The organism is Rhodococcus tukisamuensis NBRC 100609 (genome assembly GCF_001894985.1).
GTDB lineage: Bacteria > Actinomycetota > Actinomycetes > Mycobacteriales > Mycobacteriaceae > Rhodococcus_G > Rhodococcus_G tukisamuensis.
Window position 1 is genome coordinate 112,218 of the sequence record NZ_BCXG01000006.1, and the last position, 15,067, is coordinate 127,284.

General features: G+C 70.4%; 15 protein-coding genes. 11 read left to right on the plus strand and 4 right to left on the minus strand.

What is annotated here, in order from left to right; all coding sequences use genetic code 11:
- Positions 1-105: 105 nt before the first annotated feature.
- The gene (locus tag RT2_RS09035) at positions 106-372 is read right to left on the minus strand and encodes a hypothetical protein (protein WP_072844462.1); all 267 of its coding nucleotides are present in this window, start codon (positions 370-372) and stop codon (positions 106-108) included.
- Positions 373-663: 291 nt separating this feature from the next.
- Positions 664-2,211 (minus strand): Rieske 2Fe-2S domain-containing protein, encoded by a 1,548-nt coding sequence (locus tag RT2_RS09040; protein ID WP_072844463.1) that lies wholly within the window; start codon positions 2,209-2,211, stop codon positions 664-666.
- A 132-nt stretch (positions 2,212-2,343) separates the two neighbouring features.
- On the opposite strand from RT2_RS09040, the gene RT2_RS09045 reads away from it, so the two are divergent.
- The 7 genes from RT2_RS09045 to RT2_RS09070 all read left to right on the plus strand — a co-directional run bounded on the left by RT2_RS09045 (position 2,344) and on the right by RT2_RS09070 (position 7,480).
- Positions 2,344-3,102, plus strand: coding sequence for a lysophospholipid acyltransferase family protein (locus tag RT2_RS09045; protein ID WP_072844464.1), 759 nt, complete (start codon positions 2,344-2,346; stop codon positions 3,100-3,102).
- Between the two features lie 23 nt (positions 3,103-3,125).
- The gene (locus tag RT2_RS09050) at positions 3,126-3,773 is read left to right on the plus strand and encodes a SanA/YdcF family protein (protein ID WP_371851146.1); all 648 of its coding nucleotides are present in this window, start codon (positions 3,126-3,128) and stop codon (positions 3,771-3,773) included.
- 220 nt (positions 3,774-3,993) lie between these two features.
- Positions 3,994-5,037: an alpha/beta fold hydrolase gene (locus RT2_RS09055; RefSeq protein ID WP_072844465.1), complete on the plus strand. Its 1,044-nt coding sequence runs from the start codon at positions 3,994-3,996 to the stop codon at positions 5,035-5,037.
- 81 nt (positions 5,038-5,118) lie between these two features.
- Positions 5,119-5,790, plus strand: coding sequence for a class I SAM-dependent methyltransferase (locus tag RT2_RS09060; protein ID WP_072844466.1), 672 nt, complete (start codon positions 5,119-5,121; stop codon positions 5,788-5,790).
- A 112-nt stretch (positions 5,791-5,902) separates the two neighbouring features.
- Positions 5,903-6,361 carry a DUF6632 domain-containing protein gene (locus tag RT2_RS09065; protein ID WP_245709088.1) on the plus strand — a complete coding sequence of 153 codons (459 nt, stop codon included), beginning with the start codon at positions 5,903-5,905 and terminating at the stop codon, positions 6,359-6,361.
- A gap of 31 nt (positions 6,362-6,392) precedes the next feature.
- A complete protein-coding gene (locus tag RT2_RS25795) occupies positions 6,393-6,566 on the plus strand; it encodes a hypothetical protein (RefSeq protein WP_169888238.1) in 174 nt (57 codons plus the stop codon).
- Positions 6,567-6,646: 80 nt separating this feature from the next.
- Positions 6,647-7,480: an HAD family hydrolase gene (locus RT2_RS09070; RefSeq protein ID WP_245709090.1), complete on the plus strand. Its 834-nt coding sequence runs from the start codon at positions 6,647-6,649 to the stop codon at positions 7,478-7,480.
- A gap of 82 nt (positions 7,481-7,562) precedes the next feature.
- On the opposite strand, the gene RT2_RS09075 is transcribed toward RT2_RS09070, so the two are convergent.
- Positions 7,563-9,812, minus strand: coding sequence for an N-acetylmuramoyl-L-alanine amidase (locus RT2_RS09075; protein ID WP_072844467.1), 2,250 nt, complete (start codon positions 9,810-9,812; stop codon positions 7,563-7,565).
- Between the two features lie 186 nt (positions 9,813-9,998).
- Between RT2_RS09075 and RT2_RS09080 the strand changes: the two genes are divergently transcribed.
- The 3 genes from RT2_RS09080 to RT2_RS09090 all read left to right on the plus strand — a co-directional run bounded on the left by RT2_RS09080 (position 9,999) and on the right by RT2_RS09090 (position 13,478).
- The gene (locus RT2_RS09080; RefSeq protein WP_072844468.1) at positions 9,999-11,531 is read left to right on the plus strand and encodes a SpoIID/LytB domain-containing protein; all 1,533 of its coding nucleotides are present in this window, start codon (positions 9,999-10,001) and stop codon (positions 11,529-11,531) included.
- 112 nt (positions 11,532-11,643) lie between these two features.
- The gene (locus RT2_RS09085) at positions 11,644-12,888 is read left to right on the plus strand and encodes a cytochrome P450 (protein WP_072844469.1); all 1,245 of its coding nucleotides are present in this window, start codon (positions 11,644-11,646) and stop codon (positions 12,886-12,888) included.
- Entirely contained in the window at positions 12,888-13,478 is a 591-nt protein-coding gene (locus tag RT2_RS09090; RefSeq protein WP_072844470.1) for a TetR/AcrR family transcriptional regulator, read from the plus strand. The genes RT2_RS09085 and RT2_RS09090 overlap by 1 nt, the downstream gene beginning before the upstream one ends.
- Before the next feature lie 22 nt (positions 13,479-13,500).
- Here RT2_RS09090 and RT2_RS09095 read toward each other — a convergent pair whose 3' ends face one another.
- A complete protein-coding gene (locus RT2_RS09095; RefSeq protein WP_072844471.1) occupies positions 13,501-14,241 on the minus strand; it encodes a VIT1/CCC1 transporter family protein in 741 nt (246 codons plus the stop codon).
- Between the two features lie 121 nt (positions 14,242-14,362).
- Between RT2_RS09095 and RT2_RS09100 the strand changes: the two genes are divergently transcribed.
- Positions 14,363-14,911, plus strand: a complete 549-nt coding sequence (locus tag RT2_RS09100) for a MepB family protein (protein ID WP_072844472.1) — start codon at positions 14,363-14,365, stop codon at positions 14,909-14,911.
- Positions 14,912-15,067: the final 156 nt, after the last annotated feature.

Sequence of the window (15,067 nt, forward strand, 5' to 3'; positions counted from 1 at the left end):
TCGGGGCGGCCCGTCTCGCTACATGAGACGACAGTCACATGGCGGCCGCAAGCCGGGCCACGTCACCCGGCCGGGAAAGTCCCTCACTCAGCCGGGTTCGACGACTCAGGCGACGGCGGAGCTGCCCTCGTAGGGCAGGCACAGACGCGGCACGCCTCCGTCCCTCCGTTCCCGGAGGTCCTGGTTGCGTTCTCGCTGTTCCTGCTCCCGCATCTGTCGCTCGTGGTCGTCGTCAGGATCGTCGGCCTGAACCGGCACCACGGGGCACGGGGTGGGTCCGACCGCATTCGCGGACCAGTCGCCGCCCAGGCCGCCGAAGACCACGGCGGCGGCGGTCAGGAGTCCGAATGTCCAGGTAGTCGCGAGTTTCACTGCCTCGCCCTTCCTCTCGAGGAAGGAGGGGCGACGAGTGTCGCCGACGAAAGTGCCAGTCGTCGCCGCCCAGCCTTCCGGAAGGCTTCCGTCATGCTCGCGACCGGGCAGTGCCGTCGGTCTTCGCGATCGCCCGCTCGCCCGCAAAATGGTGGCCGTGGACATGGCGCGCCTCGAATAGCCGTGTTTCATTCCAACCACGTGGCGCCCGACGTAATTCCCGACACACGCAGCGATTCGAGAACTGCCGGCCCGCGCCCCGCACCCGAAATTGGGTGCGGGGCCTCGGGACTACAGCTTCGTCGAGCGCAGCTCGTGTCCCTTCGAGGTCTTACAGCGTCCGGTCTCGAGGTCCCACTGCCAGCCGTGCAGGTTGCAGGTGAGGTTGCTGCCCTCGACGACGCCGAACTTCGACAGGTCCGCCTTCAGGTGGGGGCACCGGCGCTGAATCTCGTAGCCGCCCAGCTCGATCGACGAGGAGTCGTCGTGCGCCTCGGAGAACCAGCCGTCGGCGTACGCGATCCGCTCGTCGGTCAGGCACTTGAAGAATGTGTAGAGGAATTCGTTGTAGCCGCCGACCCGCCACGCCTCGAATCGGGTGGACAGGAAGATGGTGTTCACCCAGTCCGGCTCGTCGTCGCGCAGCACGGTGCGCACCAGCTCGGGCGCGATCCGGAAGCCGTACCGGTACTTGCCCTCGCCCTCGATCGGTTCGCGCACGGTCCGGTTCGGGAAGTCGAGGACCACGGTCTCCTCGCCCATCACCAGGCCGACGGGGTAGCCGATGCCGTCGCAGATCAGGTCCGACTGCGCCATGATCGGCTCGAACTTCGCCTTGAGCGGCACGAGCAGCGGCTCACCCTCGGCCGGCGCCCACGTCGCCTTCTCGGCGGCGAGCACCGGCGCCAGACGCTGTGCCATGTCCTCGATGTAGGCGGCCTTGTCCGAGAAGATCTTGTCGACCTCGGCGTCCGGGATCGGGTGCGTGAGCGTCAGCTCGCTGCCGCTCAGGTCCACCGTCGATCCCGGGATCATCAGCAGGCCACCGTTGTTGCCGTGCTGGCGCATCTGCTCGAGGAAGACGATCTGGTCGGGGAAGATGTTGCCCTCGTCGCCGCGGTCGTCGTTGAGGTAGCGCAGTTCCGGGTCCAGGAACACCGGCGGGCCGGCGGACGGGACCACCCAGGTGGCGCCGACCTGCTCGATGTAGCTCCGGCAGCGGTCCATGCCGCGCTGACGCTTCTGCTTGCCGAAGTTCGACTTGGTGCGTGACGGGATGTCGTAGACCATCGGGTACCAGATCGCGCCCGAGTACTGCAGCAGGTGGATGTCGATCTTGCCGAACTGTTCGCCGAGCACGTCCATGTCCACCGGGCGGGCGTCGTTCATGTTGAAGCAGGTGGTGGTGCCGTCGGAGATCACGATGCCCGAGTCGCCGATGGGGCCGTCGGCCGGGGCGCGGAGCGCGATGATCATGACGTCCAGGTCGCCCTTGGGCCCGGTCACGGTGTGTTTGACCGAGTCCGCGGTCTCGAAGAACTTGTGGAAGCCGAGCTTCTCGAGCTCGCGCTTGAGGTCCGGCACCGGGTAGTCCGGCAGCAGCACCGTCGCGTCCTTGTTGACGTGCTTGCTCAGCGTCTCGGGGTCGAAGTGGTCCTTGTGCAGGTGCGAGACGTACAGGTAGTCGACATTGCCGAGTGCGTCCCAGTCCAGCCCCGTGTTGTCGGGGAAGGGGAACCACGACGCGAAGTACGCGGGGTTCACCCACGGGTCGCAGAGGATCGATCCCGCCTCGGTCTGGATGTGGAATCCGGCGTGTCCGACGCTCGTGACCTGCACTGGTATGCCTCCTACGGATGATTCGACGCCTCAAGGGTAGGCGGCTGCGCCGCCCGTGCGCCCTTCCGGTGGCCCCAGTCACCAAAAAGGCGCGCAGGCAGCGGAGCTGCCCGACGGCTAGGCTCGGGAATCGTGGAACCCGTCTACAGAACGATCATCGGCATCGCTCGTACGATGTTCGCCGCCCAGGGCCTGAAGTTCACGGTCACCGGCGCGGAGCACATCCCGGCCCACGGCGGGGCGGTGATCGCCGTCAACCACACCGGGTACCTGGACTTCACGTACGCAGGCCTGCCGGCGCGCAAGGTCAAGCGGTACATCCGCTTCATGGCGAAGAAGGAGGTCTTCGACAACAAGATCTCCGGGCCGATCATGCGCACGCTCAAGCACATCCCGGTGGACCGGGGCGCGGGCGCCGACTCGTTCCGGGCCGCCGTCGACGACCTGCGCCGGGGCGAGCTGGTCGGCGTCTACCCGGAGGCGACCATCAGCCGCAGCTTCGAGCTCAAGGACTTCAAGTCCGGCGCGGCGCGGATGGCCCTCGAGGCGGACGTGCCGATCATCCCGGTGGTGATCTGGGGCGCTCAGCGGGTGTGGACCAAGGGACACCCGAAGCGGTTGGGCCGCACCAACACTCCGATCTCCATCGCGGTCGGTGCGCCGATCGCGCCGTTCGAGCCCGCCGCCGACCTGACCGCCGCGCTGCACGACGTCATGACGAAGTTGCTGACGTCGCTGCAGGAGGACTACGAGCACCCCGCCGGGGAGTACTGGGTGCCGGCCCGGCTCGGCGGCAGCGCCCCGACGCTCGAGGAGGCCAACCAGATGGACGCCGCGGACGCGGAGGCCAAGGCCGCGCGCCGGGCGCAGTCGCCGCGGGACGGCTCCTGACCGGCTCGGCCGCCGGCAGGCCGGTGCGCCGGCGACTGGTGCGCGTCGCCGCGTCGGGGGTGGCCCTGCTGGCGGTCGTGGTGCTCGGTTCGATGGCCTGGATCGGGGTCGCCTCCGCCGGACACGTGCACGAACCCGGCGACGCGCCGGAGGCCCCGGTGGTGATCGTGCTCGGCGCCAAGGTCGCCGACGGCAAGCCGATGTCCTTCCTGGCCGGCCGCCTCGACGTGGGGGCCCGGCTGGTGCGGGAGGGGAAGGCGCGCGCGGTGCTGGTCTCCGGCGACGCCAACGGCACCTCCGGCAACGAGATCGCCGCGATGACCGACTACCTGGTGGCCCGCGGCGTCGATCGCAGTCTGATCGTCGGTGACGACTACGGGCTGGACACCTACGACACCTGCGCCCGTGCCGCGCAGACGTTCGGGGTGCGCAAGGCGCTGATCGTCAGCCAGGGCAACCACGTCTCCCGGGCGGTGGCGCTGTGCCGGCACGCCGGGATCGATGCGGACGGCGTCAAGGGTGACTGCGACTGCCGGACGATCACCGTGGCCAGGAACACCGCGCGGGAGTGGCTCGCCAGGCCGAAGGCCGTCGCCGACATGCTCTCGAACCGGCCGCCGAAGGTGGGCTCGCCCCCGGACGACGCACTCGAGCGCGTGCTGGCGGACTGAGTAGGCGGCATGAGGGTCAACTCGGAGAGCATTTCGCGGTCGACGAGGGACAGAAAACGCCCGGTCGGAGGAGGCGTCCGGCGAGGACGGACCCCACCGGACGCCACGATCCAGCCCATCGGAGTGGTTGCAGTAGTTCCGTTCAAGGCCGTTTGGGGGGCGGTGGGTTGGTAGTCCTTCTTCTGATTCGCTGCGCAGCCGGACGTCGTAGGCTCGGGCGATGGTGGAGAAGTCCGAGATCCGGTTCCTCCCCCTCGGCGCCCGCCGCGTGGCGTACGAGATGCGGGGGGACGGTCCACCGCTCGTCGCTCCGGCGTGGTGGGTGAGTCACCTCGAGCTCGACTGGCAGAGCGTGGGCTTTCGGCGATTCTGGGAGGGAGTCGCGACTGGCTACACACTGATCCGCTACGACCGGCTCGGCGTCGGCATGTCGGACCGCACCTTGCACGATTCGGATCTGAGCCTCGGTGGGGAAGTTGCGACGTTGCGCGCGCTTCTGGACGAGCTCGAACTCGAGCGCGTGTCGCTCATCGGCGGCTCGTCCGGGAGTTGCACCGCCGTCGCATTTGCCGCAGCGTTTCCGGAGCGCGTCGAGCACCTGGTGCTGTACGGGTCGTACCCCGACGGTGCGGCGCTGACAGCTCCGGGCGTGGGGAACGCGATCCTGGCGGCGGTGCGCGCGCACTGGGGACTCGGCTCGCGCCTGCTCAGCGACATCTTCCTCGGTGGTGCCGACTCTGCGGAGCACGAACTCTTCGCACGGTTGCAGCGGGAGGCGGCGACCGCCGAAACCGCTGCCGCGTTGTTGGATCTGGTCTATCGCCTTGACGTACGCGCGCACCTCCCTCTCGTCCGCCAGCCGGCGTTGGTTGTGCATCGTCGTGGCGACCGCGCTGTGCCGTTCCGGCTCGGGCGTGAGGTCGCGGCCGCCATTCCAGGCGCGACATTCATCCCGCTGCCGGGAAGCGCGCACTTCCCCTGGCACGACGACACCGATTCCGTGGTCCGCGCGTGCCGCCAAGCGCTGGCACCGGTGCAGCCGTCGCCGCACCATGCGAGCGAGCCGGAATCGGTCCTACTGTCCAGCCGCGAGCGTGAGGTCCTCGCCTGCGTCGCTCGCGGTCTCGGCGATCGCGAGATCGCCGAGCAGCTCGTGCTGAGCCCGCACACCGTTCACCGCCACGTTGCGAACATCCGGCGCAAGCTCGGCCGCACCTCACGGACGGCCGCCGTCGCTGAGGCCGCCCGTCTCGGACTCCTGTGAGATGGCCGGAACGGGCCATCTGCAGAAGATGGCCGCGCTGAGCGATGCGCGCAACACGCGGTCGCTCGTAGGTTTGGCCGCATGACCGAGAACGCAAGCATCGAATCAAGCAACGAACTCCACGAGAGGCCGCCATCAGCGGCGTGGCTGCGGATTTTCGCCCTGGCGTACGACCCGTTTCTATGGCTGGGCGAGATCGCAGGCATGCGCCGCCGGCGGAGCACGCTCCTGGGCGGCGCCCGCGGGCGCGTCGTCGAGATCGGCGCCGGGACCGGGCTGAACATCGCGCACTATCCCGACGAGATCGCCGAGCTCGTGCTCGTTGAACCCGAGCCTGGGATGCGCCGAAGCCTCGCGCGCCGCCTGCAGCGGCATGGGCGCGTCGCGCGGATCGTCGACGCGCCTGCCGAGCGTCTACCGCTCGCGGATGCGTCCGTGGACACCGTCGTCTCGACGCTCGTCCTGTGCACCGTCAACGACCCCGAACTCGCGCTTCGCGAGATCGCACGCGTGCTCCGTCCGGATGGGCAGGTGCTGTTCATCGAACATGTGCGTGCGAGCTCGCGGTTCCTCGCGGCGTGCCAGGATTTTCTGTTCACACCGTGGCGACACTTTGCAGGCGGCTGCCGCTGCAACCGCGCCACCGGGGAGCTGATGCGCGACTGCGGCTTCACCATCGCAGCCGACGATGCTGTGTGGCGCGGCATGCCGTCGATCGTCCGTCCGATCATGGTGGGACGCGCTACTCGGTGATCTGAACGGTCGTCGGGTCCGCCGGGCCCACGCCTCGTAGTTTGATTCCACGATCGCCTCAGGGGTCCCAGAAACAGGACCTGCTCGGAGCCCATACCTATTGGAGCGCACAATGGTGTCCTCGTACAGCTACAGACTTCTCCAGATCGCGCTCGTCGTCTTTGGCGCGGTGATGCTTCTTCTCTATCCGCTCGCTGTGGTGTGGCCGACGGGTTGGGCATGGCATCTCGGTGCTCCCTACCAGTCCGACTACTTCATGATGATCGTTGGCCTGTACGCGACGCTGGGCATTTTCCTCTGGAACGCGGCGCGACGTCCTGAGGCCAACATCAGCCTGATCTGGTTCACCGTATGCTCGAGCGTCGTCCACGCCGCAACAATGGCGGTGCAGTCCTTCGGCAGCGGCGACCACATGGGACATCTGTGGGGAGATGTCCTGGGGCTGCTTCTCGTAGCCATCGTGCTGTCCGCCCTCGTAGTGTCATCCGGTCTGAAGCAACTACCCCCGACCGCCGTACGAACCCCGTGGCCGGTGGTCAGTCCTGAGGTGCCGGACGACGGCCGGCTGTGATCGACCTGCCGCCGCAACCAGAGTTGGCGAGATGGCATACAGCAGAAGGAGATTCGCGACTGTGTGGGCGGCGGGAGCCGTCGGCGCGCTGGCCGGGTGCGCGTCCGCGGACGCCGGCGAGACGGCGGACGACGCCGCCTCGTTGCCCGCGCAACAGTCCGTGACTCCCGGCCCCGCGCCGGTACTGCGTCCACCGTCACCCTGAACGACGTGCCGCCGCGGTCCCGGTGGCCGGCCGGTCCGGCCGTCCGGCCGCGCGCGGGTCGGTGCGGCAAGATGGGTCTGGTGCAGGACAACGGATACCCCAAGCCCCTCCTGATCGCCAGCGACGTAGACGGCACCCTGATCGACGACGACGAGATGGTCAGCGCCCGCACCCGTGCCGCGGTGCACGCGGCCGTCGCGGACGGGGTGCCGTTCGTGCTGGCCACCGGCCGGCCGCCACGCTGGATCGCACCGGTGGTCGACGGCCTCGGCATGGCGCCGATGACGGTGTGCGCGAACGGCGCGGTGCTCTACGACAGCGCCACCGACCGGGTGCTCGCCGCCGAGACCCTGTCCGTGGAGACCCTGACCTGGGTGGCCGAGCTCGCCAAGTCGGTGCTCCCGGGCTGCGGGCTCGCCGCCGAACGGATCGGTGCCACCGCGCACGACGCGGCCACGCCGCAGTTCGTCAGCTCGCCCGACTACGAGCACGCCTGGCTCAACCCCGACGACACCGAGGTCTCCGACGACGAGGTGGTGGCGTACCCGGCGGTGAAACTGCTGATCCGGCTGCCCGGGATCGCCAGCTCGCACATGGTCGAGCGGCTCGCCCCACTGCTGAACGGCCGGGCGGACCTGACCTACTCGACCAACAACGGGCTGATCGAACTGTCCGCGCCCGGGGTGACCAAGGCGTCCGGGCTGTCCGCGCTGGCGAGCCGGCTCGGCATCGACGGCGGCGCGATCGTCGCCTTCGGAGACATGCCCAACGACGTGCCGATGCTCTCGATGGCCCGGCACGGCGTCGCGGTGGCCAATGCGCACCCCGACGCGATCGCCGCGGCCGACGAGGTCACCACGTCGAACTCCGCGGACGGTGTCGCGCGGGTGCTGGAACGCTGGTGGGCGAACTGATCTCGGCGAACTTCCCTGCGTCACAACGCATCAGACCGGCTGCACGGCAGCCGGTCTGATGCGGGTGGTGCGCTGAGGTCGGTCAGCCGGCCGGGGCCGGAGCCGGGGCCAGTGCCTCGGGGGCGGGAGCGGGAACGGGAGCCTCGGGTACGGGCGCCGCCGCCGGCACCTGCGCCGCCGCGTCCGCCGCCGGCAGGCCGGCATAGGAATTCGCGTAGGTCTCGTTGTACGTCTTGAGCACCGTGGTGACGATGCCGGTGATCTGGTTGAAGATCAGCGAACCGTACTCGAAGTCGGCGCGCATACCGTCCGGGACCACGTACTCGTCGCTGACCGGGAGCCCGAGGGCCCCGCCGTCGAGGCCGCTCTGGTTCCACGTCTCGTAGATCTTGCCGAGCACCGTCCACACCCCGCCGTTGGGGGAGGTGGCGATGGCTCCGTTGTCGAACTTCACGAGCGAGTTCCCGGCCTTCGCGGACAGGATCCCGCTCAGCGAGGCCCCGAGGCGACCCAGCTCGCCGCCCTCCGAGATCCACTTCTGGGCGATCGGGGACTGGTCGGTGAGCTTGAGCAGTTCGCCCACGAGCGTGCCGAGCTGCTCGACCGACCCGGTGTCGATCGTCGGGGCCTGGGCGTCGGGCTGGGTGCCGGTCTGCGTGTTCCCGGACGTGGCGGCGTTGCCCGCCGGCTTCTCCGGTGCGACGGCCAGCACGCCGCCCCCGCCACCGTAGTTGGCCTTGGCGATGCTGCGGATCTGGTTCATCTTCGCGTAGCCGGCGTCGCCCGGGCAGCTGGTGTTGCCCACGTCGCGGTGCGCGAAAATGACGGGCAGGTCCACGGCCTGGCCCTGGCCGTACGGGGTGAACTCGGTGCCCTCGGAGTACATCGTGGTGCGACCGGTCGGATCCAGTCCGGCCTTGGCGAGCCGCCAGCCCAGGAACTTGCCGACGGCGTCGACGGTGGCCTGCGGCGGGGTGACGGTGGAGAAGTCGCCCATCATCGCGATGCCCATGGTGTTCTCGTTGAACCCGCCGGCGTGCGCGCCCTGCACGTTCCGGTCGAGCCCGCCGGCGCGGCCTTCGAAGATCTGGCCGTACTTGTCGACCAGCACGTTGTACCCGACGTCGCACCAGCCGAGGGTCTGCGCGTGGTACGCGTAGATGGAGCGGACGATCTCGGCGGACTCGGCCTTGGTGTAGTCGTTGCTGCCCGCGGTGTGGTGCACCGCCGCGCCGCCGAGGGAGTCGTCGTAGCTGGGTCGGTCGCAGCGGATCCCCTCGTCGGCGCCCCACTGCGCGCGGGTGATCACCTTCGGCCCGGAACCCGCGAGCGGCGAGGCGATGTCACCGAGCTCGGCGTCCGCGTTGCCGGAACCGGGCTGGATGAGCACGGCGGTGACGGCGTCCGCGAGTGCCTGGGTGGAGGCGGGTGCGGGAGCGGTTTCCGGTGCAGGTGCAGGTGCGGGCTCCGGTGCGGGCGCGGGCTCCTGCGCACGGAGCGGGGTGTTCAGGGCGGCCGGGGCGAACCCGACCGCGGCCGGCGCCGGGGCGCCGGGCTTGGCGGGGTCGACCGGGGTGAGCAGGTTGGGCAGCAGCTCCGCGGGCGCCGGCGCCTCGGCGGTGCCGGAGGTGGGCAGTGCCGCCAGGGCCTGCGCGGCCTTGGTGACCAGCACCTGCACCGCGGTGGTCTGGCCGACGAACACCGGCTCGGTGCCGGTCTTCCCGCCCTGGGTGCGATCGTTCTTGCGTGAGTCCACCTGCTCGGTGGCGAACCACGGGCCCCACGAGCCGTCCGCGAGCTTCGCGCGGACCTTGGCCGCGGTGGCGCCCAGGTCCGAGGTCAGCGCGATCATGCTGAACGGCGTGTCGCGGCTGATTTCCTTGACCGCGGTGCCGAACTCCTGCTCCGGCGTCGGCGCGGGTGCGGCCGGGGCGGGAGCCGCGGGCACCTGCGCGGCGATGTCGCCGGGTGCGGGCGCGGGCACCGGCAGGGCGGGCAGGGCGATCTTCTCGGGCAGGGTCAGCCCCTCGGGCAGCGGCAGGTTCTGCGGGAGCGCGATCTCCGTCGGCAGCGGCGGGAGCGGCAGCTTCTTCAGGTCGGACAGGCGCAGGTCGGGCAGGTCGAGGCCGGTCAGCTCCTTGAGCGGGATCACGATGTCGGGGACCTGCGCGAGGACGACCTCCGCGATCTCGGTCGGCACGGACTGGGTGGACTCGGTGGTCGACCGGACCCCGGAGGTGCTGGTGACGCCCCAGACCGCGAGCGGACTCGCGATAGCTACGGCGGCAACCGTCCCCAGGATGATCGACGGCTTCGATCGGCGGTGCGGCAAGACGACTCCCTCGTTGTTTCGCTGAACCTGCTCGAGGCCCCGAACCCTGCATTTGTGTTGCGAGTGTTGCTTGAGTGACAGCTGTTGCCATTGCTGACCACTCTTGCCACACTAGCCACAGATAGCCTAAGGCTCAACCTTAGCTTGAGACTTGATGCTCGTCTCAGTCGATGAGGAGACCGGAACATGGCCATTACCCGTCGCAAGAAGTTCATCATGGGCCGCCCGATGCGTGGCGGATGGCGGCCGTTCGCGGCGCGCGCCCTCGCGCTGGGCGTCGCACCCGCGCTGGTGGTGGGGGCCGGGGTCGGCATCGTCGCCGCCCGCGGGACCGCGGGCGCGGTCACCGAGGCTGTCGCGGCGGACACCCCGTTCACCGTGGTCGGTCACGGTCACGGCCACGGTCGCGGCATGGGGCAGTGGGGCGCCTACGGCTACGCCGCCGAGCAGGGCTGGGCCGCGGAACGGATCATCGACCACTACTACGGCGGCACCCCGCTGGACAGCATCCCGCAGCGGCCGATCACGGTGCGACTCGTCGGCCTGGACGGGCAGGGGCTGAACGTGTACTCCGACGCCGGCATGAACGTCGCCGGTCGCCCGGTGGCGCCCGGCGAGGTCGCGCACCTCACCGCGACTCCCGGCGGCGGTGCGAGTGTGGCCGTGACCAAGGGCTGCGAGGGGGAGGTGCTCTGGCAGGGTGCGACGGACCATCCCTGGGTGGACCCCGTCGACCTCGCCGCGGACCGTCCGGCGGAGCAGCACCTGAAACTGTGTGGCGGCAACAGTTTTCGAGGTTCGCTCGGTGTAGCCCTGGAGGGTGCGGAGCCGAGGGTGGTCAATCACGTCGACCTCGAGGATTACCTGCTGGGCGTGGTGCCCGCCGAGTCGAAGCCCGAGTGGGCGGACACCGGAGGAGCAGAAGCGTTGCGCGCCCAGGCAATTGCGGCGCGGTCGTACGCGGCGTCCGAGCATCGGTACGGCTACGCGGACACCTGCGACACCCAGGACTGCCAGGTCTACCCCGGCTCGACGAAGGAGGACCCGCGGACCACCGAGGCGGTGCGCTCCACGGCGGGCCGCGCGCTGGTTCGTGACGGCAACCCGGTTGCAGCCGAGTTCTCCGCTTCCACAGGAGGATTCAGTGCCGGCGGCGTGTTCGCCGCGGTGGAGGACAAGGGTGACGCATCGGCGCCTGTCCACGACTGGACGCAGGTCCTCACCGCCGGCGACATCGCCGAGGCGTTCGGCGTCGGCGAACTGCAGTCGGTGACCGTCACCTCGCGCAACGGACTCGGCGCCGACGGTGGCCGGGTCACCGGGATGAGGGTGGTCGGTTCGGAGAAGACGGTGGACGTCGACGGTGATGCCGCACGAAGGGAGCTCGGGCTGAAGTCCGACTGGTTCACCATCGCCGAGGGCCTGGTCCCGGCCCCGGCGGCACCCGCCGCCCCGCCGGACGGGCGCCAGGCCGCGCCCGACGACGCCGCGCCCGAGGTCCCGACGCCGACCGAGATCGAGAAGAAGTACGCCGAGCTCGGCGGCGCAAACGGCGTGCTCGGCGCGCCTGTCGGCCCCGAGATGGCAATGCCCGACGAGGCGGGCAAGTTCCGGATGTTCACGCACGGCGCCATCGTCTGGACCCCGACCACCGGGGCGCAGGTGCTCGACGCCAGCGTGCTGGGCTCCACGTTGCCCGGGGCGGGCAGCGCCGGCTGACGCCGCGGTTCTCCTGAACGGCACCTTCGGCAGGATCTCCCCCAGGAAACCGGGGGAGATCCTGCCGAAACTCGTCGTTGACAAAAAATGGCATCTGTCTCACTCTCGACACATGACGACAACTATGTCCGGTCAGGCCGCCTATGTGCCGCCGTCCGGGGAGTCCTGGCGTGACCCGTTCGGCATGTACGCGGCGCTGCGTGAGCACGACCCCGTGCACCATGTGGTTCCCGAGGAGTCGCCCGGCGACGACTACTGGGTGCTCACCCGGCATGCGGACGTGTTCGCCGCCGCCCGCGACCACGAGACCTTCTCCTCCGCGGACGGGCTGACCACGCAGTACGGCGAGCTGGACAAGATCGGCATGCGTGACAACCCGCCGCTGGTGATGCAGGACCCGCCGCAGCACACGGACTTCCGGCGCCTCGTCGCGCGCGGGTTCACCCCGCGGCAGGTCAACTCCGTCGAGCCGGAGGTGCGTGAGTTCGTGGTCGAGCGCCTCGAGGGGCTGCGTGCGGCCGGCGGCGGCGACATCGTCACCACGCTGTTCAAGCCGCTGCCGAGCATGGTGGTCGCGCACTACCTGGGTGTACCGGCCGAGGACCGTGACCGGTTCGACGGCTGGACCGACTCGATCGTCGCGGCCACCGCTACCGGCGACACCCTCGACGCGGCGGCCGCCGTGGGAGACCTGATGGGCTACTTCGGCGGCCTGATCGAGCGTCGACGCGCCGAGTGCGCGGCCGGGCAGGCCGGGGACGACACCATCTCGCACCTGGTGGACGCCGGGGTCGGCGCGGACGGCGACATCTCCGGGCTGCTGTCCATCCTCGGGTTCGCGTTCACCATGGTCACCGGCGGCAACGACACCACCACCGGGATGCTGGGCGGCGCCGTCCAGTTGCTGACCCAGCGGCCCGACCAGCGCGCGCTGCTGCTCGAGGACCCATCCCGGATCTCCGACGCCGTCGAGGAGTTGCTGCGTCTCACCTCGCCCGTGCAGGGGCTGGCCCGCACCAGCACCCGGGACGTGACTGTCGATGTCGACGGCCGCGGCGTCACCATCCCGGCGGGCCGTAAGGTACTGCTGGTCTACGGGTCTGCCAACCGCGACCCGCGTGCCTACGGTCCGGATGCGGAGGAGTTCGACGTGCTGCGTGCCCCGCGTCAGATCATGACCTTCAGCCACGGCAGCCACCACTGCCTCGGTGCGGCCGCCGCCCGCATGCAGGCCCGGGTCGCGCTCGAGGAACTGCTGAGCCGGTACCCCGACTTCACCGTCGACATCGACGCCGTCGAGTACGCGCCCGGCAACTACGTGCGCAGGCCCACCCACGTGCCGTTCTCGGTGAGCTGATGGCCGGCCCCGACGCCCCCGCCCCGCCGTGGCTGCGCGAGGAGCGCAGCGAGATCGCGGCGGAACGGATCCTCGACGCCGCCGCGGAGCTCTTCGTCCGTCGGGGCGTCGCGACCACCGGTATGGCCGAGGTCGCGAAGGCGGCGGGGTGCTCGCGGGCGACGCTGTACCGGTACTTCGACAACCGCCGGTCGTTGCACCTGGCGTTCGTGCACCGGGAGGCTCGGCGGCTGGGGGAGCAACTGTCGACGCAGGTCGCCGACATCACGGACCCGCGTCGACGCGTCGTGGAGGCGACGCTCGGCGCGGTCCGTGCGGTGCGGCGGACGCCGACCCTGGCCGCCTGGTTCGGGCTCGGCGACGCGGGCATCGCCTCCGAACTGGCCGGCACCTCGGAGGTCATCGAGGTGCTGGGGACGGCCTTCCTGGCCGACGCCGGGCTCGGCGACCACGCGGAGGTCTCGCGCCGGGCCCGCTGGCTGGTCCGGGTGATCGTCTCGCTGCTCACCGTGCCCGGCGCGGACGAGGCCGACGAGCGCGCCATGATCGAGCAGTTCCTGGTCCCGGTGCTGCTGGCGCCGCCCGCCTGACGGCGACGCCGGGCCCTCCAAGCTAGAGGGCGACGCCGCCGACCAGTTGCCCGATGCCGTACGTGACGGCCATCGCGAGCGCGCCGCCCAGCACCACCCGCGCCACCGCCCGGCCGCGGTCGGATCCGCCGAGCCGGGCGCTGACGCTGCCGGTGAGCGCCAGCGCGACCAGCACCGCCACCACCGTGACCGGGATCCGCGCCGTGGGCGGCGTGAGGAGCACCGCGATCAGCGGCAGCAGCGCGCCCAGCGTGAACGAGACCGCCGAGGACGCGGCGGCCTGCCAGGGGTTGGTGAGCTCGTCGGGGTTGATGCCCAGCTCGACCTCCGCGTGGGCGGCGAAGGCGTCGTGCGCGGTCAGTTCCTCGGCCACCGTGCGCGCGGTCGCGGGGGACAGGCCCTTTGCCTCGTAGAGCCCGGTGAGCTCGGCGAGTTCCTGCTCGGGGGTCTCGGCCAGTTCGGCCTGCTCCTTCGCCAGCAGCGCCCGCTCGGTGTCGCGTTGGGTGCTCACCGAGACGTACTCGCCGAGCGCCATCGACACCGCGCCGGCGGCGAGCCCGGCAATGCCGGCGGTGAGGATCGACCCGCGGTCGGTGGTCGCGGCGGCGACACCGACCACCAGGCCGGCCGTCGAGACGATGCCGTCGTTGGCGCCGAGGACCCCGGCCCGCAGCCAGTTCAGCTTGGCGTAGAGGCCCTGGCCGTGCGGTTCGGCGTCGTGGGGTTCTGGGGCGGTCGACACGTCCCCCGAGTCGGTGCTCATGGCCGGAACGCTAGTGGCTGCGAGGGGCCGCTACCAGCAATGCAAGGCTGTCCGAAGTGGTCGGGCGCGGCGCCCCGCCACCGGCGCCCAGCGCGTCGACGAGCACGAAACGAGGACGACCATGACCGACCCCGCCGGGCGCGAGAACTCGAATCCGGCGTCCTGGCCCGGGGTTCACGCCGACCTGCTGGCGGCGAGGACGCGGCTGTACGACCCCTGCGGGTTCACCTGTTCGCGGCCGGTGCCCGAGCCGGAGAGTGCGGCGTACGGGGCGCACGAGTTCACCCTCGACGGCCGGGCGGTCAGGTACCGCGTCGCCAGGATCACTCCGACGAAGGTCGGGCAGTTCGTGACGCTGTGGAAGCGGCCCGGCCCGGGTCCCATCGCACCCTTCGACGCCGCCGACCCCGTCGACCTGTTCGTCGTCAGCTGCCGCGACGGCGATCACTTCGGTCAGTTCGTGTTCGCCCGTGAGGTCCTGCGCGAGCGCGGCGTGCTCTCGCGAGCCGGCGAGGGCGGCAAGCTGGCGATCCGCGTCTACCCGCCGTGGGTGACGACGAGCAGTCGCCAGGCCGGCACCACGCAGGCCTGGCAGCTGGAGCACTTCCTGCCGATTCCCGGAGGCCACCCGGTCGACGCCGCGCGGGCGCGGGCGCTGCACCGCGCGTAGTTCCGGGCGCGTCCCGAACTGGCAGAGAGGTACGTCACCGACCAGCGGTTTGCCGCGAACTACGGCGGCCTCGCCGGCGCGACCTTCGTCCGTGACCCGCGACGGGTGTACGTCGAACGCACCTTCCGGTAGCGCGCCGGGCGTCCGATCAGCGCC

Coding starts and splice junctions, on each gene's coding strand:
- RT2_RS09055 (WP_072844465.1), top strand. CDS start 3,994: ATGGTGGAGAAGTCCGAGATCCGGTTCCTCCCCCTCGGCGCCCGCCGC.
- RT2_RS09060 (WP_072844466.1), top strand. CDS start 5,119: ATGACCGAGAACGCAAGCATCGAATCAAGCAACGAACTCCACGAGAGG.
- RT2_RS09065 (WP_245709088.1), top strand. CDS start 5,903: ATGGTGTCCTCGTACAGCTACAGACTTCTCCAGATCGCGCTCGTCGTC.
- RT2_RS25795 (WP_169888238.1), top strand. CDS start 6,393: ATGGCATACAGCAGAAGGAGATTCGCGACTGTGTGGGCGGCGGGAGCC.
- RT2_RS09080 (WP_072844468.1), top strand. CDS start 9,999: ATGGCCATTACCCGTCGCAAGAAGTTCATCATGGGCCGCCCGATGCGT.
- RT2_RS09085 (WP_072844469.1), top strand. CDS start 11,644: ATGACGACAACTATGTCCGGTCAGGCCGCCTATGTGCCGCCGTCCGGG.
- RT2_RS09090 (WP_072844470.1), top strand. CDS start 12,888: ATGGCCGGCCCCGACGCCCCCGCCCCGCCGTGGCTGCGCGAGGAGCGC.
- RT2_RS09095 (WP_072844471.1), bottom strand. CDS start 14,241: ATGAGCACCGACTCGGGGGACGTGTCGACCGCCCCAGAACCCCACGAC.
- RT2_RS09100 (WP_072844472.1), top strand. CDS start 14,363: ATGACCGACCCCGCCGGGCGCGAGAACTCGAATCCGGCGTCCTGGCCC.